This is a genomic window from Pseudomonas sp. S2_H10, assembly GCF_054668285.1.
This window is the reverse complement of sequence record NZ_CP162754.1, coordinates 5,109,104-5,130,045: the sequence shown is the minus strand read 5'-3', so window position 1 is coordinate 5,130,045 and position 20,942 is coordinate 5,109,104. Positions and strand designations below refer to the sequence as shown.

18 protein-coding genes are annotated in these 20,942 nt (G+C 61.6%); 10 read left to right on the top strand and 8 right to left on the bottom strand.

What is annotated here, in order from left to right:
- Positions 1-162: 162 nt before the first annotated feature.
- The 5 genes from AB4O16_RS22970 to AB4O16_RS22950 all read left to right on the top strand — a co-directional run bounded on the left by AB4O16_RS22970 (position 163) and on the right by AB4O16_RS22950 (position 5,166).
- A complete protein-coding gene (locus AB4O16_RS22970) occupies positions 163-1,290 on the top strand; it encodes a branched-chain amino acid ABC transporter substrate-binding protein (protein ID WP_160389056.1) in 1,128 nt (375 codons plus the stop codon).
- Positions 1,291-1,523: 233 nt separating this feature from the next.
- Positions 1,524-2,447, top strand: coding sequence for a high-affinity branched-chain amino acid ABC transporter permease LivH (livH, locus tag AB4O16_RS22965; protein WP_007947264.1), 924 nt, complete (start codon positions 1,524-1,526; stop codon positions 2,445-2,447).
- Entirely contained in the window at positions 2,444-3,700 is a 1,257-nt protein-coding gene (locus AB4O16_RS22960) for a high-affinity branched-chain amino acid ABC transporter permease LivM (RefSeq protein WP_460155880.1), read from the top strand. The genes livH and AB4O16_RS22960 overlap by 4 nt, the downstream gene beginning before the upstream one ends.
- Entirely contained in the window at positions 3,697-4,464 is a 768-nt protein-coding gene (livG, locus tag AB4O16_RS22955; RefSeq protein ID WP_150718601.1) for a high-affinity branched-chain amino acid ABC transporter ATP-binding protein LivG, read from the top strand. The genes AB4O16_RS22960 and livG overlap by 4 nt, the downstream gene beginning before the upstream one ends.
- On the top strand, positions 4,465-5,166 hold the full coding sequence (locus AB4O16_RS22950; protein WP_034146751.1) for an ABC transporter ATP-binding protein: 702 nt from the start codon (positions 4,465-4,467) through the stop codon (positions 5,164-5,166).
- 167 nt (positions 5,167-5,333) lie between these two features.
- On the opposite strand, the gene AB4O16_RS22945 is transcribed toward AB4O16_RS22950, so the two are convergent.
- Positions 5,334-6,242, bottom strand: coding sequence for a LysR family transcriptional regulator (locus tag AB4O16_RS22945; protein WP_460155879.1), 909 nt, complete (start codon positions 6,240-6,242; stop codon positions 5,334-5,336).
- 106 nt (positions 6,243-6,348) lie between these two features.
- On the opposite strand from AB4O16_RS22945, the gene AB4O16_RS22940 reads away from it, so the two are divergent.
- The 3 genes from AB4O16_RS22940 (at position 6,349) to AB4O16_RS22930 (ending at position 9,433) form a co-directional block, all read left to right on the top strand.
- Entirely contained in the window at positions 6,349-6,945 is a 597-nt protein-coding gene (locus tag AB4O16_RS22940; RefSeq protein WP_160389051.1) for a short chain dehydrogenase, read from the top strand.
- A gap of 110 nt (positions 6,946-7,055) precedes the next feature.
- Entirely contained in the window at positions 7,056-7,724 is a 669-nt protein-coding gene (locus AB4O16_RS22935) for a COG3650 family protein (RefSeq protein ID WP_460155878.1), read from the top strand.
- A 95-nt stretch (positions 7,725-7,819) separates the two neighbouring features.
- A complete protein-coding gene (locus AB4O16_RS22930; RefSeq protein ID WP_460155877.1) occupies positions 7,820-9,433 on the top strand; it encodes an NAD(P)/FAD-dependent oxidoreductase in 1,614 nt (537 codons plus the stop codon).
- A 68-nt stretch (positions 9,434-9,501) separates the two neighbouring features.
- Here the strand turns inward: AB4O16_RS22930 and AB4O16_RS22925 are convergent, their stop codons facing one another.
- Positions 9,502-10,599: a PLP-dependent cysteine synthase family protein gene (locus tag AB4O16_RS22925; RefSeq protein WP_371925999.1), complete on the bottom strand. Its 1,098-nt coding sequence runs from the start codon at positions 10,597-10,599 to the stop codon at positions 9,502-9,504.
- Positions 10,600-10,846: 247 nt separating this feature from the next.
- Between AB4O16_RS22925 and nhaA the strand changes: the two genes are divergently transcribed.
- Positions 10,847-12,034 (top strand): Na+/H+ antiporter NhaA, encoded by a 1,188-nt coding sequence (nhaA, locus tag AB4O16_RS22920; protein ID WP_160389047.1) that lies wholly within the window; start codon positions 10,847-10,849, stop codon positions 12,032-12,034.
- A gap of 84 nt (positions 12,035-12,118) precedes the next feature.
- Here the strand turns inward: nhaA and AB4O16_RS22915 are convergent, their stop codons facing one another.
- A complete protein-coding gene (locus tag AB4O16_RS22915; RefSeq protein WP_150718610.1) occupies positions 12,119-12,583 on the bottom strand; it encodes an outer membrane lipoprotein in 465 nt (154 codons plus the stop codon).
- Positions 12,584-12,747: 164 nt separating this feature from the next.
- Between AB4O16_RS22915 and AB4O16_RS22910 the strand changes: the two genes are divergently transcribed.
- Positions 12,748-12,984 (top strand): hypothetical protein, encoded by a 237-nt coding sequence (locus AB4O16_RS22910; RefSeq protein ID WP_460155876.1) that lies wholly within the window; start codon positions 12,748-12,750, stop codon positions 12,982-12,984.
- Between the two features lie 5 nt (positions 12,985-12,989).
- Here the strand turns inward: AB4O16_RS22910 and pdxH are convergent, their stop codons facing one another.
- From pdxH to dinG, 5 genes are all read right to left on the bottom strand, one after another.
- Entirely contained in the window at positions 12,990-13,637 is a 648-nt protein-coding gene (gene pdxH / locus AB4O16_RS22905; RefSeq protein WP_460155875.1) for a pyridoxamine 5'-phosphate oxidase, read from the bottom strand.
- A gap of 24 nt (positions 13,638-13,661) precedes the next feature.
- Positions 13,662-14,669 (bottom strand): OmpA family protein, encoded by a 1,008-nt coding sequence (locus AB4O16_RS22900; protein WP_460155874.1) that lies wholly within the window; start codon positions 14,667-14,669, stop codon positions 13,662-13,664.
- Between the two features lie 113 nt (positions 14,670-14,782).
- Entirely contained in the window at positions 14,783-15,928 is a 1,146-nt protein-coding gene (locus AB4O16_RS22895) for a serine hydrolase domain-containing protein (RefSeq protein ID WP_460155873.1), read from the bottom strand.
- 219 nt (positions 15,929-16,147) lie between these two features.
- Positions 16,148-18,640, bottom strand: coding sequence for a beta-agarase (locus AB4O16_RS22890; RefSeq protein ID WP_460155872.1), 2,493 nt, complete (start codon positions 18,638-18,640; stop codon positions 16,148-16,150).
- 96 nt (positions 18,641-18,736) lie between these two features.
- A complete protein-coding gene (gene dinG / locus AB4O16_RS22885) occupies positions 18,737-20,881 on the bottom strand; it encodes an ATP-dependent DNA helicase DinG (RefSeq protein WP_160389041.1) in 2,145 nt (714 codons plus the stop codon).
- Positions 20,882-20,942: the final 61 nt, after the last annotated feature.

Below are 20,942 nucleotides of genomic sequence, written 5' to 3'. Positions count from 1 at the left end.
TTTGTCCCCCGGCGCTGCCTTCCCAGGCTGACAATCGGCGCTCTACACTGTACCGGTACAGTTGCCGAGGGACTTTTCCGGGGAATGTCGCAGATATCTGACCCGGTTCTGCTGCTTTCGGCGCCAGGACTATAAAAACTACAACAGTAAGAGTGGAGCACTATGACTAAGGCTACTAAGCAGATTTCCAAACTGTTTGCCGCTATGGTTCTGGCCGGGGTTGCCAGCCATTCGTTCGCAGCTGACACCATCAAGATCGGCATCGCCGGCCCTAAAACCGGCCCTGTAGCCCAATACGGCGACATGCAGTTCAGTGGCGCCAAAATGGCCATCGAACAGATCAACGCCAAAGGCGGCGTAGACGGCAAGAAACTCGAAGCCGTTGAATACGATGACGCCTGTGATCCGAAACAAGCCGTGGCTGTAGCGAACAAGGTCGTCAACGACGGCGTCAAGTTCGTGGTCGGTCACCTGTGCTCCAGCTCCACTCAACCGGCTTCGGACATCTACGAAGACGAAGGCGTGATCATGATCACCCCGGCTGCCACCAGCCCGGACATCACCGCCCGTGGTTACAAAATGGTGTTCCGCACCATCGGCCTGGACAGCGCCCAGGGCCCTGCCGCCGGTAACTACATCGCCGACTTCGTCAAGCCGAAGATCGTTGCTGTCCTGCACGACAAGCAACAATACGGTGAAGGCATCGCCACCGCCGTGAAGAAAACCCTGGAAGGCAAAGGCGTCAAGGTTGCCGTGTTCGAAGGCGTCAACGCCGGCGACAAGGACTTCTCCTCGATGATCGCCAAGCTCAAGCAAGCCAACGTCGACTTCGTCTACTACGGCGGCTACCACCCGGAACTGGGCCTGATCCTGCGTCAATCCCAGGAGAAAGGCCTGAAAGCCAAGTTCATGGGTCCGGAAGGCGTGGGTAACGACTCCATTTCGCAGATCGCCAAGGACGCATCCGAAGGCCTGCTAGTGACCCTGCCGAAATCCTTCGACCAGGATCCGGCCAACATCGCCCTGGCTGACGCGTTCAAGGCCAAGAAAGAAGATCCAAGCGGTCCGTTCGTGTTCCCGGCCTACTCGGCTGTGGAAGTGATCGCCGAAGGTATCAAGGCTGCCAAGTCCGAAGACTCCGCCAAAGTGGCTGAAGCTATCCACAAAGGCACCTTCAAGACCCCGACCGGCGACCTGAGCTTCGACGAGAAAGGCGACCTGAAAGACTTCAAATTCGTGGTTTACGAGTGGCACTTCGGCAAACCAAAAACTGAAGCCAAGCCTCAGTAAGGCGTTGCCTGACTGACTGCCAACAAAGCCCACGGCGTGCCGTGGGCTTTGTTTTACGAACGTATTTGGGCCGCGCTGGCGTGATCCGCCAGTCTCCCCACCTGAAAATCTCAAAACCGTCATCAGCGGTTCGCTGGCAAACCCCGGATTCGAAGTGGATGCAGATCCACGGGGCCCGGGCGGGAAAATGACTCCACCAGTGAAATGCGTATCAGGTTTTTAGGAGCGCTGTAATGCCTGACATCTATCACTTTTTCCAACAGCTGGTTAATGGCCTGACCATTGGCAGCACGTATGCCCTGATCGCCATCGGCTATACGATGGTTTACGGCATCATTGGAATGATCAACTTCGCCCACGGCGAGGTGTACATGATCGGCTCCTACGTGGCGTTCATCGCCATCGCCGGGCTGGCCATGCTGGGACTCGACAGCGTTCCGCTGTTGATGACCGCCGCTTTCCTGGCAACCATCGTCGTCACCAGTGCCTACGGCTACAGCATCGAACGGATCGCCTACCGCCCCTTGCGCGGCAGCAACCGTCTGATCCCGCTGATCTCCGCCATCGGCATGTCGATCTTCCTGCAGAACACCGTTCTGCTGGCGCAAGACTCCAAGGACAAATCCATCCCCAACCTGATTCCGGGCAACTTTGCCTTCGGGCCAGGTGGCGCACATGAAGTGCTGATTTCCTACATGCAAATCGTGGTGTTCGTGGTGACCCTGGTCGCCATGCTCGGCCTGACCCTGTTCATCTCCCGCTCCCGCCTGGGCCGCGCCTGCCGCGCCTGCGCCGAAGACATCAAGATGGCCAACCTGCTGGGTATCAACACCAACAACATCATCGCCCTGACCTTCGTCATCGGTGCTGCGCTGGCGGCCATCGCGGCCGTGCTGCTGAGCATGCAATACGGCGTGATCAACCCGAACGCCGGTTTCCTGGTCGGCCTCAAGGCCTTCACCGCAGCGGTACTGGGCGGTATCGGCAGCATTCCGGGCGCCATGCTCGGCGGGCTCGTATTGGGAGTGGCGGAAGCCTTTGGTGCCGATATCTTCGGCGACCAGTACAAGGACGTCGTGGCGTTCGGCCTGCTGGTTCTGGTGCTGTTGTTCCGGCCAACCGGCCTGCTGGGCCGTCCGGAGGTTGAGAAGGTATGACTAGGAATCTTAAACAGGCGCTGTTCAGCGCCTTGCTGGTGTGGGCCGTGGCCTACCCGGTACTCGGTCTGAAGCTGACCATCGTCGGCATCAACCTCGAAGTTCATGGCACCAGCGACACCACCCTGATCACCATCGCGGTGTGCTCGGTGCTGATGTTCCTGCGTGTCTTGTTCGACCAGCAGATCAGCTCGGCCTGGCGTTCTTCGCCAAGCATGCCGCTGATTCCGGCCAAGGCCAGCAACTTCCTGACCCTGCCGACCACACAACGCTGGATCATCATCGCGCTGATCGCCGGTGCGCTGGTCTGGCCGTTCTTCGGCTCCCGCGGTGCGGTGGATATCGCCACCCTGGTGCTGATCTACGTGATGCTCGGCCTGGGCCTGAACATCGTGGTCGGTCTGGCCGGTCTGCTCGACCTCGGTTACGTCGGCTTCTACGCCGTCGGCGCCTACAGCTACGCGCTGCTGTCGCACTACTACGGCCTGAGCTTCTGGATCTGCCTGCCGATCGCCGGCCTGATGGCGGCCACCTTCGGCTTCCTGCTGGGCTTCCCGGTGCTGCGTTTGCGTGGTGACTACCTGGCGATCGTGACCCTGGGCTTCGGTGAAATCATCCGTCTGTTCCTGCGTAACCTGACCGGCCTCACTGGCGGTCCGAACGGCATCAGCAACATCGAGAAACCGACGTTCTTCGGCCTGAGCTTCGAACGCAAGGCCGCGGAAGGCCTGCAAACCTTCCATGAGTATTTCGGCCTGGAATACAACTCGATCAACAAGGTGATTTTCCTGTACCTGGTTGCGCTGTTGCTTGCGTTGGGTGCGCTGTTCGTCATCAACCGTTTGCTGCGCATGCCGTTGGGCCGTGCCTGGGAAGCGCTGCGTGAGGACGAAATCGCCTGCCGCGCGCTGGGCCTGAACCCGACCATCATCAAGCTGTCGGCCTTCACCCTGGGCGCGAGCTTCGCCGGTTTCGCCGGTAGTTTCTTCGCTGCCCGCCAAGGCCTGGTGACGCCGGAGTCCTTCACCTTCATCGAGTCGGCGATCATCCTCGCCATCGTGGTGCTGGGTGGCATGGGCTCGCAGCTGGGTGTGATCCTCGCTGCCGTGGTGATGATCCTGCTGCCGGAAATGATGCGTGAGTTCAGTGAGTACCGCATGTTGATGTTCGGTGCCTTGATGGTACTGATGATGATCTGGCGCCCTCAGGGTCTGCTGCCCATGCAACGTCCTCACATGGAGCTGCGCAAATGAGCCGCGAGATCCTTAAAGTAGAAAACCTGAGCATGCGCTTCGGCGGTTTGCTGGCGGTCAACGGCGTTGCCTTGAGCGTGAAAGAGAAACAAGTGGTTGCACTGATCGGCCCCAACGGCGCCGGCAAGACCACCGTGTTCAACTGCCTGACCGGCTTCTACAAGCCGAGCGGCGGCAGCATCCTGCTGGACGGCGAGCCGATCGAAGGCCTGCCCGGCCACAAGATCGCCCTCAAGGGCGTGGTGCGTACCTTCCAGAACGTACGGTTGTTCAAGGACATGACCGCGGTCGAGAACCTCTTGATCGCCCAGCACCGTCACCTGAACACCAACTTCCTGTCCGGCCTGTTCAAGACCCCGTCGTTCCGCAAAAGCGAGCGCGAGGCCATGGACTTCGCCGAGTTCTGGCTGGAAAAGGTCAACCTGAAAGAGTTCGCCAACCGCCCGGCCGGCACCCTGGCCTACGGTCAGCAACGTCGCCTGGAAATCGCCCGCTGCATGATGACCCGCCCGCGGATCCTCATGCTCGACGAACCGGCCGCAGGCCTGAACCCGAAGGAAACCGAGGACCTCAAGGCGCTGATCAGCATGCTGCGTGAAGAGCACAACGTCACCGTTCTGCTGATCGAACACGACATGAAGCTGGTCATGAGCATTTCCGACCACATCGTCGTGATCAACCAGGGCACGCCCCTGGCCGACGGCACGCCGGAACAGATCCGCGACAATCCTGAAGTGATCAAAGCCTACCTGGGGGAAGCGTAAATGCTGCAGTTCGAAAACGTTTCCACCTTCTATGGCAAGATCCAGGCCCTGCACAGCGTCAACGTCGAAGTCCGCCAGGGCGAGATCGTGACCCTGATCGGCGCCAACGGTGCCGGCAAGTCCACGCTGCTGATGACGCTTTGCGGTTCGCCGCGCGCCCACAGCGGCAGCATCCGCTACATGGGTGAGGAACTGGTCGGCCAGGACTCTTCGCAGATCATGCGCAAGAGCATTGCCGTGGTGCCGGAAGGTCGTCGGGTGTTTTCCCGCCTGACCGTGGAAGAAAACCTGTCCATGGGCGGATTCTTCACGGCCAAGGGTGACTATCAGGAACAGATGGACAAGGTCCTCGGACTTTTCCCACGCCTGAAAGAGCGCTTCAGCCAGCGTGGCGGCACCATGTCCGGTGGCGAACAGCAAATGCTCGCCATCGGCCGTGCGCTGATGAGCAAGCCCAAGCTGTTGCTGCTCGACGAGCCCTCCCTGGGCCTGGCACCGATCATCATCCAGCAGATCTTCGACATCATCGAACAACTGCGCAAGGACGGTGTAACGGTGTTCCTGGTTGAGCAGAACGCCAACCAGGCACTGAAAATCGCCGACCGCGCCTACGTTCTGGAGAACGGCCGGGTGGTGATGCAAGGCACCGGTGAAGCCCTGCTGACCGACCCGAAAGTGCGCGAAGCGTACCTCGGCGGCTAAGCCATTGCGGTAAATAAAAAAACGGCCTTCGCGGGCCGTTTTTTTTATGCCATCAACCCCTGTAGGAGCCGGCTTGCTGGCGATAGCGGCGTATCAGTCAACATCTCTTTTGAAGGTTACACCGCCATCGCCAGCAAGCCGGCTCCTACAAAGGGTCGTGTTCTGGCCTATAGCCTGTCCAGCGCCTCCCCACTGCGCTTGAACCACCCCATCAAATAATCCGCCAGCACCTGCGTGCGCTTGGGCAATCCGCCCTGATACGGGTGCACCAGGTACATCGGCATGGTCCGGGTCTGATAATCGCGCAGGAGCCATCGCAAACGCCCGTCAGCCAATTCCGCCGACAAGCAATAGGACGGCAATCGTGCGATACCCGCGCCGGCCAGCGCGGCTTTCTTCAGCAGGTTGTAGTGATTACTGGCAAACGGCCCCGACACCCGCACACGCAACAACTCGTGCTGCTGGTGATACAGCCACTCTTCGCGGCCGCTGTAGTGGCTGTTGAGCAGGCAGCGATGCCCGGCCAGCGCCTGGGGCGTTTGCGGTTCACCGTATTGCTCCAGGTAAGCCGGGCTGGCACAGGTCAGCTCTTGCCACGCCAGCAGCGGGCGCGCCACCAGTCGCTGGTCAACGGCCACCTCCGAGCGAATCGCCAGGTCGAAGCCGTCGCGGGACAGTTCGCGGTAGCTGTTGTTGAGCTCCAGCTCGATCTGTACCTGGGGATACTTGGCGGAGAACTCCAGCAGCAGGCCATCGAAGAAGGTTTCGCCGAGCGACACCGGCACCGTCATCCGCACCGGGCCGACCATGTCGTCCTTCAATCTCGCCAGCGCCTGACGCGCCCGCTCGACTTGCACCACCAGCGCCTGGGCCTGCGGCAACAACGCAGCACCGGCGGCGGTCAGGCTCAAGCGGCGGGTGGTGCGCTGCAGCAGCACCACGGAAAACTGCGCTTCCAACTGGCTGATGCGCTTGGACAGCTGGCCTTTGCTGCAACCGAGCTGCTGTGCCGCCAGGGTGAAACTTCCCGCTTCGATCAATACGGCGAACGCGGCAAGGTCATCCATTTCGCTCATTGATTGTTTCCATTTGAAAACCAAAGGTTGCCTATTAGTGCGCTTATCTACAGAAAAAACCACCCTAGACTGATACCTCGTTCAACCCACCACGAGATCAGCCTCCATGAAAATTCTTTTGATCGGCGCAAACGGCACCATCGGTTCGGCCGTCGACAAAGAGCTGTCGCCACGCCACGAAATCATCCGCATCGGTCGCACCAGCGGCGACTTCCACGTGGACATCAGTGACAGCGCCTCGATTCGCAAACTGTTCGAGCAGACCGGCAAATTCGATGCGCTGGTGTGCGCCGCGGGCAACGTGACCTTCGCCCCGCTCAACGAGATGACCGAAGAGAGTTTTGCCCTGGGCCTGAAAGACAAACTCATGGGCCAGGTCAACCTGCTGTTGATCGGCCGCGAGTTCGCCAACGACGGCGCTTCGTTCACCTTCACCACTGGCGTGCTCAGCCACGATCCGATCTACAGCGGCGCCTCGGCAGCGTTGGTCAACGGTGCACTGGACAGCTTTGTCCGCGCCGCCGCCATCGAACTGCCGCGCGGCCTGCGGGTGAACTCGATCAGCCCGAACGTCCTGGTCGAAGCCATGGGCAAATACGCACCGTACTTCCGTGGCTTCAAGCCGGTTCCTGCGGCGGATGTGGCGTTGGCCTACGCCAAGAGTGTGGAAGGCCTGCAAACAGGTCAGACCTTTCACATCTGAAGATGAAAAAACGCAGCCTGCGTCAGCGCCAATACAAAGCGCAGACGATAACGGGTTGTGATGAACGGTCAGGCTGAGTAACGTGGCGGCACTTGTCAGGAGACCCCAAGATGCGTGTTGCCCGTTCCCTAGTCCTCGTTGCCTTGCTTCCGCTGTTCGCCGCTTGCCAGTTGTTCGACGGTGAACGGCAGAGCGCCTCCCATGTCGGCCAGACACGCATGCAAGGCCAGTTGACCGCGGTGGACGGCAAACTGCTGTTCCAGCCGTGCAACCAGCCTGCCCGCTACGTGGTCAACGACACGGGCGGCACCAGCGTCCTGCAGCAGGCTGCGAGCCTGGCGGACAAGCAGGGCAAGCTGTTTGCCGACGTGCGCGGACGGGTTGTGGCCGGTAGCGGTGGTGACGGCCAGCTCGATCTGGAGCAGCTGTACCGCGTCGAGCGCTCGGGCAGCGCGTGCGATGATCCGAACTTCAAGCTGCTGATTTTGCGCGCCGCCGGCCACTCCCCGGAATGGAACGTGAAAGTCAGCGGCAAAGGCATGGTCATCGAGCGCGCCAGCCAGCCGGCCCTCGCCGTGCCGTACGTCGAGGAACAACTGGGCGACGGCCGTTTCAACCTCAGCACCGAAGCCAACAACCAGCACATCGAACTGTGGGTTGCACCGCAACGCTGCGTCGACAGCAGCACCGGCAGCATCCAGCACATGAGTGCCGAGCTGCGGGTTGACGGTCAGGTCCAGCGTGGATGCGGGTATTTCGGCGGCTCGCGCGACGACTGATCGTTTAAGCCTCACAGGCCTGCGCCTTTGGGGCTTATAATCGCGGGCTTCAAACGCCCTGGCGCAGTTGTGCGCCCCGCGAACCGGATCCCGCCATGTTACGAATCACCGAACTCAAGTTGCCGATCGACCATCCCGATGAAGACCTGCGCCCTGCCATCGTGCAGCGCTTAGGGCTAGCCAGCGATGACCTGCTCGATTTCACCTTGTTCAAGCGCAGCTACGATGCGCGTAAAAAGTCCTCCGAACTGTGTTTCATCTACACCATCGACCTCGAAGTTCGCGACGAGGCGGCGGTGCTGCACAAGTTCGCCGATGACCGTAACGTCAACGTGGCGCCGGATGTCAGCTACAAAGCGGTAGGCCAGGCACCGACCGACCTGAGCGCGCGGCCGATTGTCGTCGGGTTCGGTCCGTGCGGGATTTTTGCCGGACTGCTGCTGGCGCAAATGGGCTTCAAGCCGATCATCCTCGAGCGCGGCACCGAAGTACGCCAGCGCACCAAGGACACCTGGGGCCTGTGGCGTAAAAGCGTGCTCAACCCCGAGTCCAACGTACAGTTCGGCGAAGGCGGCGCGGGGACATTCTCCGACGGCAAGCTCTACAGCCAGATCAAGGACCCGAAGTTCATCGGTCGCAAGGTCCTGCACGAGTTCGTAAAGGCCGGCGCGCCGGAAGAAATCCTCTACGTCAGCAAACCGCACATCGGTACGTTCCGTCTGACCGGTGTGGTGGAAAACATGCGTGAGCAGATTCGCGCCCTCGGCGGTGAAGTGCGCTTCCAGCAGCGTGTCACCGACGTGTTGATCGAGGACGGCCAACTGGTCGGCGTCGAACTCAATGGCGGCGAGCAGATTCACTCGAAACACGTGGTCCTGGCCCTCGGCCACAGCGCCCGCGACACCTTCCGCATGCTTCACGGCCGTGGCGTGTTCATGGAAGCCAAGCCGTTCTCGGTGGGTTTCCGCATCGAACACCCACAGTCGCTGATCGACCGTGCGCGCCTGGGCAAGTACGCCGGCCACCCGAAACTGGGCGCCGCCGACTACAAACTGGTGCACCACGCCAAGAACGGCCGTTCGGTCTACAGCTTCTGCATGTGCCCGGGCGGTACGGTGGTCGCGGCGACATCCGAGCCGAACCGTGTCGTGACCAACGGCATGAGCCAGTATTCGCGTAACGAGCGCAACGCCAACTCCGGGATCGTCGTCGGCATCACCCCGGAAGTCGATTATCCGGGCGGCCCGCTGGCCGGTATCGAGCTGCAGGAACGCCTGGAATCCCACGCATTCGTGCTCGGTGGCAGCAACTACGAAGCCCCGGCGCAACTGGTCGGCGACTTTATCGCAGGCAAACCGTCCACCGAACTGGGCAGCGTCGAGCCATCCTACAAGCCGGGCGTTGCCTTGGGCGATCTGGCGCTGGCACTGCCGGCGTTCGCCATCGAAGCGATTCGCGAAGCCTTGCCGGCGTTCGAAAAGCAGATTCGTGGTTATTCGCTGCACGATGCGGTGTTGACCGGGATCGAAACCCGCACTTCCTCGCCGCTGCGCATTACCCGTAACGAGTCGATGCAGAGCCTGAACGTGAAAGGCTTGTTCCCGGCCGGCGAAGGTGCCGGTTATGCGGGCGGGATTCTGTCGGCGGGTGTTGACGGGATTCGCATTGCAGAGGCTGTGGCTCGGGATATCCTTGGCCTGGAAGCCTGATACGCGATCCCGGAAACAATGCAAAACCCTGTGGGAGCGAGCTTGCTCCCACATTGGTATTCAGCGCCTTAGATATTGGCGCGCAGCACGCTCGCCGGCAGCGCCTCACCGCGCTCCACCGTCGCCGCTACCGCAGCCATCAAGTCACCCAAGTCATACCCCTGAGCCTTGAGCCAGTCCTGATCGTAATAGGTCGTGGCATAACGCTCGCCGCTGTCACACAGAATCGCCACCATCGACCCCGTCTCCCCCGCCGCTTTCATGTGCAGGGCGGCCATCAGTGCGCCGATCAGGTTGGTCCCGCTCGACCCGCCTACATGGCGTCCCAGATGCTCCGCCAGGTAGTGCATGGCCGCCAGCGACAAGGCATCGGGCACCTTGACCATCGCGTCAATCACCTTGGGCAGAAACGACGCTTCCACACGCGGCCGGCCGATGCCTTCAATGCGCGAGCCATGATCCAGGCGCAGGCTGGCATCGCCGGTCTGGTAATAATCAAAGAACACCGATCGCTCGGCATCGGCACATAGCACACGGGTGCAATGCTGGCGATACCGCACGTATCGGCCCAGGGTGGCCGTGGTGCCACCGGTACCGGGGCTGGAAATCAGCCAGCTCGGTTCGGGATGCCGCTCGAATCGCATCTGCTGGAAAATCGACTCGGCGATGTTGTTGTTCGCCCGCCAGTCGGTGGCGCGCTCGGCGTAGGTGAACTGATCGATGAAGTGCCCGTCGTGTTCGCGAGCCAGGCGCTCGGACTCGGCGTAGATCTGGGTCGGGTCGTCCACCAGATGACTTTGGCCACCGTAGAAGGCGATCTGCGCGATCTTCTCCTTTGAGGTAGTCGCCGGCATCACCGCAATGAACGGCAAGCCCAGCATGCGCGCGAAGTACGCCTCGGAAATCGCCGTGGAACCACTGGAAGCTTCAATGACCGGCGCGCCAGGCTTGAGCCAGCCGTTGCACAGTGCATACAGAAACAGCGAACGGGCCAGGCGGTGCTTGAGGCTGCCCGTGGGGTGGCTGGACTCATCCTTGAAATACAACTCGATGCCCGGAAAACCCGGTAGCGGCAAGGGGATCAGATGGGTATCGGCGCTGCGCTGGAAATCGGCTTCGATGATCCGGATCGCTTCGCGGGACCACTGTCGGTTGTCGCTCATGATGGTTTTCTCGTTGAATCGGGCAGGAGTCGGCCTTTTATCAAGGCTCATCCACCAAGCTTAGGAAATATCCTGCATCCGGCACAGGTACAGCTGAGATCCAATACACCCGACAACTGCTAGGCTCAGCCCGATGCTGGCGGATCACTCTGTAACGGCATATAACAAAAAAGAATATAACTTTTGTTTTAACAACTAACAGTACTTGTTAGGGTGTAACACCTTTTGAATTCACAGATGGAGAGCGACCTTGCCTCTGCGTAGCACTTTCACGCGTTTCTTTCAGTTGGAAGCTGCCAGCGGTCTGTTACTGATCGCCGCTGCCGTTCTGGCTCTGATTATCAATAACTCGCCGCTGTCGTGGCTGTACAACGGCCTGCTGGACACCCCCGTGGTGGCCCAGATCGGCGCGCTGAAAATCGCCAAGCCCTTGCTGCTGTGGATCAACGACGGCCTGATGGCGCTGTTCTTCCTGCTGATCGGCCTGGAAGTGAAGCGCGAAGTCCTCGACGGCCAGTTGTCCAAGCCGTCGCAGATCGTCCTGCCCGGCGCCGCGGCGATTGGCGGCATGGTGGTGCCGGCGCTGATCTACTGGTACCTCAATCGCGACACGCCCCCGGCCCTCGATGGCTGGGCGATCCCGACTGCCACCGACATTGCCTTCGCCCTTGGCGTGCTGGCGTTGCTGGGCAAACGCGTTCCGGTTTCGCTGAAGCTGTTCCTGATGACCCTGGCGATCATCGACGACCTTGGCGCGATCATCATCATTGCGATCTTCTATTCCGGCGCGTTGTCGACGTTGTCCCTGGCGCTGGCCGCGGCCTGTATCGCGGCGTTGATCGGGATGAACCGGCTCGGCGTGGTCAAACTCGGACCGTACATGATCATTGGCCTGATCCTCTGGGTCTGCGTGCTCAAGAGCGGTGTCCATGCCACGCTGGCCGGCGTGACCCTGGCTTTCTGCATTCCGCTGCGCACGAAAAACGCCGAGCCTTCGCCGCTGCTGACCCTGGAACACGCGCTGCACCCCTGGGTCGCCTACGGCATCCTGCCGTTGTTCGCCTTCGCCAACGCCGGCCTTTCCCTGAGCGGCGTCACTGTCGAAAGCTTCACTCACCACGTCCCTATGGGCATCGCCGCCGGACTGCTGCTGGGCAAGACCGTCGGTGTCTTCGGCCTGACCTGGCTGGCCGTAAAAACCGGTATCGCCGCCCTGCCCCAAGGCGCCAATTGGGGCCAGATACTGGGCGTGGCGATTCTCTGCGGCATCGGTTTCACCATGAGCCTGTTTGTCGGCTCCCTGGCCTTTGAGCCGGGCGTGAGTGAATTTGCCGGAATGGACCGAATGGGGATCCTGACCGGTTCGATCCTGGCCGCACTGATAGGTTATGGGGTGACGGCGATGGCGAGCCGCAAGCGCTCCAGCCTGGCATCCTGATAACCGGCAACACTCACCACAGTTGAAAAACAAAAAACCCGATCAGTCACCTGATCGGGTTTTTTGTTTATCCGCAGTATGCGCTTAGTGCGATACGCGGCTGGTGCCACCCACACTGGAGATGCGCACACGTTCGCCAACGCGGAACACTTCGTTCGGCTGAACTTCCTGAACGTAGGCACGCATGCTGCCGTCGTCTTCGCGTACGGTGATTTCCACGCCCTGGGTGCGGGTCATGCCTTCTTCAGCGGCCGAACCGATCAGGCCGCCGGCGACTGCGCCGATGACCGCAGCAACAATACTGCCTTTGCCGCCACCGATGGCGCTGCCGCCAACACCACCCACCACTGCGCCTGCCGCGCCGCCGATCGGGGTTTTGGTGCCTTCGATTTTCACCGGGCGCAATGCTTCGATGGTGCCCATGCGAATGGTCTGCACGCGACGCGCCTCGTCACGAGAATAGGAGTCACCGGTCAGGCTCGATTGGCAACCAGTGAGCAACATCGCCATCGTGGAAAAAGAAGCAACCAGCAGAACAGACTTACGCATAGCATCAACTCCAAAGAAACATTTGTTCATTAAACCCCGCAGCTTGACGCCTGTCACGGCAACGCCCGGGTAAAATTGCTTTGATTCAGGCTCCGTTAAGGCGCCTCCACGAACTCACACAGTAGCGGCAAAATCGGAAAACCGCCCACTGGCCAAGGATTTTCATGGATTACTTTATCATCGTCGTCACGACTGTTGCCGGTTTGTACTTCCATTGGTGGCTGTACGTGCGGATCAAACTCTGGATGGACCGTGACCTGGCACTGGCGCTGGCCGGCAAGGACGAGCAGAAAAAAGCCTTCATGCTTGCGCAGTTGGCGAGCGCTCAGGCGCAGAAGATCAAGCGTCGGGACCTGCCGAAGTGGCTGGAGGCCGCTGCGGCAAGCTATCCCGGTCGGTAGACTGTTCAGGGAGCCAGGCGTTCAAGAATCCAGTCGGCGCCCTGCTGACGGTAATTGAGGCGGTCGTGCAGGCGGCTTGCGCGGCCCTGCCAGAACTCGATGCGCTCCGGCAGCAGGCGATAACCGCCCCAATGCTCCGGGCAATGCGGCTGGGCGTCGCTGAAACGTTGCTCGGTGTCCTTGAGCAGCGTTTCGAGTTCGCCACGATCGGCGATCACGCGGCTCTGCGGCGATGCCCAGGCCCCCAGGCGACTGCCCAGCGGACGGACCTGGTAATAGGCGTCGGACTCGTCGGGCGTCACTTTCACCACCCGCCCTTCGATGCGCACCTGGCGCTCCAGCGCCGGCCAGAAAAACGTCATGGCTGCGAACGGATTCGCGGCCAGGTGCTGGCCCTTGGCGCTTTCGTAGTTGGTGAAAAAGGTGAAGCCCTGCTCGTCCAGGCCCTTGAGCAACAGAATGCGACAGTGCGGTCGACCGTCCTGGTCAACGGTGGCCAGGGTCATGGCGTTGGCTTCCACCGGCGCCTGTTCGGTTTTAACCGCATCGGCGAACCACTGGTGAAACAGCGCGAACGGCTCGGCCGGGGCTTGTGCCTCGGTCAGGCCATCACGGGTGTAGTCGCGACGCATATCAGCCAGGCCCTGGGTCATGGCGCATTCCTTTTAATTAACGAATCACTGCTTTGCAGTATCGGTGCTGGCGACTTTCTTGTCTGCCGCAGCGGCTTTGGCTGGCGTGGTTTTCTTCGCCGGCGTTGCAGTTTTCGCAGGGGTTTTCTTGGCCGCAGCTTTTTTCGCCGGGGCTTTTTTCACCGCTGGAACAGCAGCCTTCTTGGTCGCAGGGGCCGGTGTCACAGGCTTGGCCACCGGCTTGACGTCAGCGGCAGCAACCAGGGTCACAGGGGCCGGTGCCGGCATGTTGTACTTGCTCAGCAACGCGACCATGGTGTTTTGCGGGGTCACCAGCAGTTCCACGCGACGGTTCAGCGCACGCCCTTGCACGCTGTCGTTGGCGGCACGCGGCGCATCGCCACCCAGGCCACGCAGCATCAGGCGATCACGCTGCAAACCACTGAGACGGAAAATCGCCGCAACGGCCTGGGCGCGCTCCTGGCTCAACTTGACGTTGGCCGGCGCAGCGCCGGATGTATCGCTGTGGCCGAGGATCAACACGGCGGTCTTTGGATCGGCTTCGAGGATTTTCGCAACGCGGGTGAACGGCCCGAGCGTGACCGGCAGCAGCATGGCCGGACGATCAGGGTTGAACGAGCCTTCGACCGGCGCGGTCACCACCAGCACGTTTTCGCGGCGCTCGAGTTGCAGGTTGCTGTCCTTGACCGCCTCGCGCAAGCGCGGCTCGTAGTCGTCAAGCCAGGCCTGGGTGACTTTCGGGTCTGGCATCGGCACAGCCTTGGCGGTGCTCTGCTCGCTGCCACCGAACGGCCACCACCACTTGCTGCCGCTATCGGTTTCGGCCTTGGCCACGGCGGCGGGTTTGACCTCGGGTTTCACCTCCGGCTTGGCTGCGGGCTTGCCGGCGCTGTCGTCGGAACCGAACGGCCAGTACCAGTGGCTGCCGCTTTCAGTCTTGGCGACAGGTGCCGTCGCGTCTTTTTGTGGAGTCTGTGCGCAACCGGTAATGGCGAAGCACAGGGCCAAGGCGAGGGTTTTATTGGATGACATTGGATATCCACAAAAATGAAGTCAAAAAAATCAGGCCACATCGGCCCGCATAAACAGACGCTTTGAAACTGAAAAGGCAATCGGGTTCCAGCCCTGGAGCCCGATAGCCGCTTTTACAGACAGGTGGCCAGAACCCGCACCAGCTTTTGCGCGCGCGGATCCATCAAGACGTAGGGTCCCAGGGTATTTGTCACAAATCCGAAGGCTACATCGTGTTCCGGGTCGGCAAAACCGATGGAGCCGCCGGCACCCGGATGACCAAACGCGCGCGGGCCAAGGCCGAAAGTGGCATTGGCAACGTCCGGTTGATCGAGCATGCAACCCAGGCCGAAACGGGTCCGGGTCAGTAAAGTCTTGTCCTCGCCGAGGCTGTGCTCGCGGGTCAACTCATCGAGCATTTCGCTTTCCAGCAGGCTGCCGTCGAGCAGGCCGGCGTAGAAACCGGCCAGGCCGCGGGCATTGCCGTGGCCATTGGCGGCCGGTTGCTGCATGCGTCGCCACTCGGGTTTGTTGGTGCTGGTCATGATCGACGGCGGGTTGGTGAACGCCCGCGTCGTCATGGCCGTTGGCTCACGCATGGTCACTTGCAGCAGGCGCTGGGCGGCGGCATCGCCGACATTGCCCTTGCCCCGCGCAATGTGCGCCACGCGATGGAACTCTTCGTCGGCCAGCCCCACATGGAAGTCCAGGCCCAAGGGCTTGGCGACCCGCGCCACGATGGATTCCCCCGGCCCACGACCGTCGGCACGGCGCAGTAGCTCGCCGACCAGCCAGCCATAGGTGATCGCCGCGTAACCGTGGCCTTCGCCCGGCGTCCACCACGGCGTTTCGGCGGCCAGGGCGTCGACCATGGTCTGCCAGTCGTAAAGGGCTTCGGGGGCCAGCAACTCGCGCAATGCCGGAAGGCCGGCCTGATGGCAGAGCAGTTGACGCAGGGTCACGGACTCTTTGCCGGCAGCGGCAAATTCGGGCCAGTAGCGCGCCACCGGGGCATCCAGTTGCAGCTTGCCTTCGGCCACCAGTTGCAGCGCGGCGACCGCGGTGAAGGTCTTGGTGCAGGAGAACAGGTTGGCGATGGTGTCGCTGTGCCAGGCCTCGGCGCCGTCCTTGTCGGCCGTGCCGGCCCACAGATCGACTACGGTTTCGCCACCGACCTGAATGCACAACGCCGCACCACGTTCCTGGGGATCGTCGAACAGCGCCGCGAAGGCCTCTCGCACCGCTTCGAACTTAAGCTCGTAATGACCCTGAATCTGCACCCGCAACTCCCCGGATTAACGCTCTACAAAGTGGCGGGCATTGTTCCAGCCCTTGAGGGTTTTGGGAACAGGGTTGGGCCGGGCGGTCGCTCTGCCATCAACTTGAAAGGCAGTGGTGATGCTAATAACGCCTTCGCGAGCAGGCTCGCTCCCACAGGAGAATGCATTCCAAAGTGGGAGCGAGCCTGCTCGCGAAGAACGATGACGCGGTTTCAGCGATTAATGACCTTGGCCGGAATGCCCACCGGCGCCCTTCCCCGGCCCCTTGCCGGCCTCGGCCTTGCGACCGCCCTCGGCGTCGTGGCTGGTTTTGTCGGCGGCGGCCGCGGCCTTCTCGGCCTCTTTGCCCAATTGCTCGACAGTCGCCAGGTTGCTCTTGCGCACGCTGTCGACAAAACCCTGGAACGGCAGATCGGTGATGCCCACCAACCCGAAGTGACCGTTTTCACCGTCAAGCAGGCGTCCGGTGACCGGTTGATCGAGGTACTGGAACCAATGCACGCCAACAATCGACGGCTCGTTCAGTGCCTGCTTGAGGAAATTGGCATACGCCGCGCTGCGGTCCTCCTCCTTCGCCAGCGGCGTGACACCGCCCCAGAACGGGCCACGATCAGCCGAGCCGAAATTGAACTCGGTGATCAGCACCGGTTTATCCAGGCTGCGCAGCCTGGCGAAGTCGTAACCGTCCTGTGGTTGCAAGGTGTACATGTTGAAGCTCAACACGTCGCAATACTGCGCGCAGGACTCCACGGCTTCCGGTGTGCTGATGGCGAAACGGCCGCCGAGCAGCAGTTGGTTTGGCGCGTGCCACTTGAGTGAGTCGGAGATGGTCTTGAAATAGGTGTCGGCAAAGACCTTCTGGAAGTATTTGAAGTCTGCTTCGATTTCCGGATGCTCGGCGCTTGGCAGCGGCGGCACGAATCCCGGGTCTTCCATCAGCTCCCAGGCCGGCAGATCAATGCCCCAGGCTTTCGACAGGCCCGCCTGATTGCGGTACTTGTCACGCAGTTGCTTGAGGAACGCGCGCTTGGCTGGCACATCGGTGGTCATTTTCAAAGTGCCGTAGGCCAGGGCATAACGGGCTTTCGGATCATCGCCGGGACCGGCCCAGGCCAGTTCGTTGTCGGCGTAATAACCCATCAGCCACGGATCGTCACGGTGATCGCGGGCGGCAATCGCCACGGCACGCTCGGTGGCCATGGCGAAACGCGGGTCGAACGGGTCGGGCATGCCGCCCCACCAGTCGGTACCGGTGCTGATGCTGGCGTAGTCGCCGACGATCGACAGCGGCAAGGTGTAGGGCACGCGATCAGCGTTGCCCAGTACCGGGGCGCTCCAGTTGCCGATGGTGTTGAAGCCCCAGGCCTGCAAGCGATCGAGGGTGTGGCTGGCCCAGCGTTGTTCGTCGAACAGCGCCTTGCACGGCTCGACAGATTTTGGCTCAGCGGCTTGCGCTGTCGTCGCTTCAGTCTTGGCGGCTTCGGCGACACCGGACTCGGCAGCTGCAGGCGCTACGGGTTGCTCCGCAGCCTTGGCTGCTGTCGCTTCAACCGCATCCGCCTTGGCCGCCGCGGCAACTCCGGCTTTGGTTGCGCTGCCCAACGCACAAGGATCGCCATACAGGCGTTGCAGGTTGGCAGCGTAGAAGTCGTACCAGCGCCCGGCATTGTAGCCGCGGCCCTGATCGACACCGTTGCCGCCCCGGTTGTCGCCTTCGCCGTAGTGGCTGGCCAGCGCTTCGTCGGGCTTGGGCAGGGACTCGAACATCCACTCGCGACCGGCAACATAGGTCTGGTTGACATCCGGGGCCACGGTATTGACCCCCAGGGAGTAGAACGGGTGCCCCTCAGGCGTCACCAGATACCAGCGACCATCGCGTTTCTCGGTGCGGAAAAAACCGCTGGCCTTGAACGACGGGCCTTTGGTCAAGCCACCGAATTTGTCCAGGGACGACTTCTCACGCTCGGCCAGCCAGGTTTTCAGCTGCTGCTGCTCCTTGCCGGCGGCGCCTTTGAGCTGTTCGTCGCTGCTGATTTTTTCCGGCCATTTGGCCCGGGTCGACTGGCCATAGGCGTCCACCAATCCACCGTAAACGGCCTGGGTGACCGACTCACCGTCTTGCACACCAAAGCGCTCCAGCAGGATGCTTTGCGCGGCTTTCGGCTGGTCCATCGACAAACTCACCGATACCACCTGGCTGCGATCCAGTTCACCGGCGCTACTGGCCAGCAACACACGCTGGCCATCAACCGTCATCGGCATCGGCGGGCCAGCCTTCATGCCCAGGCTCAGCGGCGATGTCGCCTGCAAAGGCACCAACAGGGTCTGCGCAGGCCCCGCCGGCAAGTCGACGCGGCTGACCAGGGTCTTGCCGTCGTTGCTCTGGAGGGTCACGTACAGGGTCAAGTCCCAGTTCATCGCGCTCTGGATCCGCAGGCTCATCACGCCGGACTGCGACCAGTCCCAGGCGCCGGTTTGCGGGGTCAGGCGCAAAGTCGGGCGGGCAACCGGGTTGAACGTCACCCGGCGCAGCACTTCGCCCTCGGCGGTTTGCTCGGCGTTGGATTGCGGCAGGCTGGCGTCCTGAGTCGCCACCTGGACCACGTCGGCGGGGCGCACAAAGTTGAACAGCGTCTGCTGGCTCGCGGGAGCGGCCAGCAGAGGTGTTGCGAACATCAGGGCAAAAACAGCAGGCAACGAACGGCAAATCATGAGAACGAAATTCTCCCTAACGACCTTCAATGGGCCAGTGGAAAAGCGGTGGCAGAGAGATAGACAACGCGGCGGGCAAAACTGCCCACCGGTGTTTCAGGAAATTTCTCGACGGAACGGCGGCAAGGCGTTGAGGATGGCTTTGCCATAGCGCTGGGTCACCAGGCGCCGGTCGAGCAAGGTGATGGTGCCGCGGTCCTCTTCGGTACGCAGCAAGCGGCCGCAGGCCTGGACCAGTTTCAGCGAGGCGTCCGGTACGGAGATTTCCATGAACGGATTGCCACCGCGCGCTTCGATCCATTCGGCCAGGGCCGCTTCGACCGGATCATCAGGCACCGAGAACGGAATCTTGGCGATGACCACGTGCTCGCAATAGGCACCGGGCAAGTCGACCCCTTCGGCGAAGCTCGCCAGGCCGAACAACACGCTGGAGTCACCGCCATCGACCCGCGCCTTGTGCTTGTTCAGGGTTTCCTGTTTCGACAGGTTGCCCTGGATGAACACTTGCTTGCGCCAGTCGCGGTCGAGGCCGTCGAACACGTCCTGCATCTGTTTGCGCGAGGAAAACAGCACCAGCGTGCCTCGCGAGCCTTCGACCAGCTCAGGCAGATCACGAATGATCGCCGCGGTATGCGCCGCTGCATCACGCGGATCGGCGTTCAGGTTCGGCACCCGCAGCACACCGGCATCAGCGTGATGGAACGGGCTTGGCACCACCGCCGTCACGGCTTTTTTCGGCAGGCCGGCACGCATGCGGAAGCGGTCGAAGGTGCCGAGGGCAGTCAGGGTCGCCGAGGTCACCAGGCAGCCGTAGGCCACGTTCCACAGGTTGCGGCGAAGCATTTCCGCCGCAAGGATGGGACTGGCGTTGACCTCGATGTCGAACAGCGAGCCGCTTTCGGCCAGGGTCAGCCAGCGCGCCATGGGCGGGTTGTCCTCCGGGTCTTCGACGGTGAAGGCGGTCCACAACTCCCAGTTGCCGGAAGAACGCGACAACAGGCTGCCGAACAGTGGATACCACTCTTCAGCCTGGTTGCTGGCGATGCCGATGTTGACTTCGCCGTCCATGCCTTCCTTGAGCAGGTCGGTCAGGCGGGTGAACAGGTCGGTCAGACGGGCGAAGCCTTTTTTCAGCTCGATGCCCATCTCGCGCATATGCTCGGGAATCACCCCGGCGACAAAACGGTGACGCGGGCGCTCGCGGCCTTCGACGTCTTCGCCGGGTTTGAAGTCGGCAATCTGTTCACACGCGGTGAACATGAACTGTTGTTGGGTCTTGATCTCCCGCGCCAGCTCCGGCACCTGCTCGATCAACTTGCCCAGGTCGCCCGGCAACGGGTGCTGGGCCAGCAGCTTGGTGAGGTTCTTGGCGGTGGTTTCCAGCCAGTCGGCGGTGGAGCGCAGGCGTGTGTAGTGGGCAAAGTGACCGATGGCCTTGTCCGGCAGGTGATGGCCTTCGTCGAACACGTAGATGGTGTCGCGCGGGTCCGGCAGCACGGCGCCGCCGCCCAGGGCCAGGTCGGCCAGGACCATGTCGTGGTTGGTGACGATCACATCGACCTTGCCCATGCCTTCGCGGGCCTTGTAGAAGGCGCACTGGCCGAAGTTCGGGCAATGGCGGTTGGTGCACTGGCTGTGATCGGTGGTCAGGCGCGCCCAGTCGGCGTCTTCCAGGGCGGTGGACCAACTGTCGCGGTCGCCGTCCCACTTATTGCCGGCGAGCTTCTCGATCATGCTGGTGAACAGCTTCTGGCTGGCCTCGTCGACCTCGATCTTGAAACCTTCTTCTTCGAACAACTGCGCCGTGGCGGTCTGCGCGTGGCCTTCCTGGAGCAACATGTCGAGCTTGGACAGGCACATGTAGCGCCCGCGTCCCTTGGCCAGGGCGAAGCTGAAGTTCAGCCCGCTATTGCGCATCAGGTCGGGCAAGTCCTTGTAGACGATCTGCTCTTGCAGGGCCACGGTGGCCGTGGCGATCACCAGGCGCTTGCCCGCGGCCTTGGCGGTCGGGATTGCCGCCAGGCTGTAGGCCACGGTCTTGCCGGTACCGGTGCCGGCTTCCACCGCGACAATCGCGGGGTCGCCACTGCGCCGGCCTTCGTCGTCGGTGTCGATGTCACCGAGGACCTTGGCGATTTCGGCGATCATCAGGCGTTGGCCGTAGCGCGGCTTGAGGCTCTTGGCTTCGAGAAAACGCGAGTAGGCGCCCTGGATCGTGGTTTTGAGTTCAGTGCTGATCATGAATTTTCGGGCGCAAAAACGCTGGATAAATTTTCAGTAGTTCGGTTCGGCCGCTATCATA

Excerpts from the sequence above, each read along its gene's own strand:
- AB4O16_RS22970 (WP_160389056.1), top strand. The coding sequence starts at position 163 with ATGACTAAGGCTACTAAGCAGATTTCCAAACTGTTTGCCGCTATGGTT.
- livH (WP_007947264.1), top strand. The coding sequence starts at position 1,524 with ATGCCTGACATCTATCACTTTTTCCAACAGCTGGTTAATGGCCTGACC.
- AB4O16_RS22960 (WP_460155880.1), top strand. The coding sequence starts at position 2,444 with ATGACTAGGAATCTTAAACAGGCGCTGTTCAGCGCCTTGCTGGTGTGG.
- livG (WP_150718601.1), top strand. The coding sequence starts at position 3,697 with ATGAGCCGCGAGATCCTTAAAGTAGAAAACCTGAGCATGCGCTTCGGC.
- AB4O16_RS22950 (WP_034146751.1), top strand. The coding sequence starts at position 4,465 with ATGCTGCAGTTCGAAAACGTTTCCACCTTCTATGGCAAGATCCAGGCC.
- AB4O16_RS22945 (WP_460155879.1), bottom strand. The coding sequence starts at position 6,242 with ATGAGCGAAATGGATGACCTTGCCGCGTTCGCCGTATTGATCGAAGCG.
- AB4O16_RS22940 (WP_160389051.1), top strand. The coding sequence starts at position 6,349 with ATGAAAATTCTTTTGATCGGCGCAAACGGCACCATCGGTTCGGCCGTC.
- AB4O16_RS22935 (WP_460155878.1), top strand. The coding sequence starts at position 7,056 with ATGCGTGTTGCCCGTTCCCTAGTCCTCGTTGCCTTGCTTCCGCTGTTC.
- AB4O16_RS22930 (WP_460155877.1), top strand. The coding sequence starts at position 7,820 with ATGTTACGAATCACCGAACTCAAGTTGCCGATCGACCATCCCGATGAA.
- AB4O16_RS22915 (WP_150718610.1), bottom strand. The coding sequence starts at position 12,583 with ATGCGTAAGTCTGTTCTGCTGGTTGCTTCTTTTTCCACGATGGCGATG.
- AB4O16_RS22910 (WP_460155876.1), top strand. The coding sequence starts at position 12,748 with ATGGATTACTTTATCATCGTCGTCACGACTGTTGCCGGTTTGTACTTC.
- pdxH (WP_460155875.1), bottom strand. The coding sequence starts at position 13,637 with ATGACCCAGGGCCTGGCTGATATGCGTCGCGACTACACCCGTGATGGC.
- AB4O16_RS22900 (WP_460155874.1), bottom strand. The coding sequence starts at position 14,669 with ATGTCATCCAATAAAACCCTCGCCTTGGCCCTGTGCTTCGCCATTACC.
- AB4O16_RS22890 (WP_460155872.1), bottom strand. The coding sequence starts at position 18,640 with ATGATTTGCCGTTCGTTGCCTGCTGTTTTTGCCCTGATGTTCGCAACA.
- dinG (WP_160389041.1), bottom strand. The coding sequence starts at position 20,881 with ATGATCAGCACTGAACTCAAAACCACGATCCAGGGCGCCTACTCGCGT.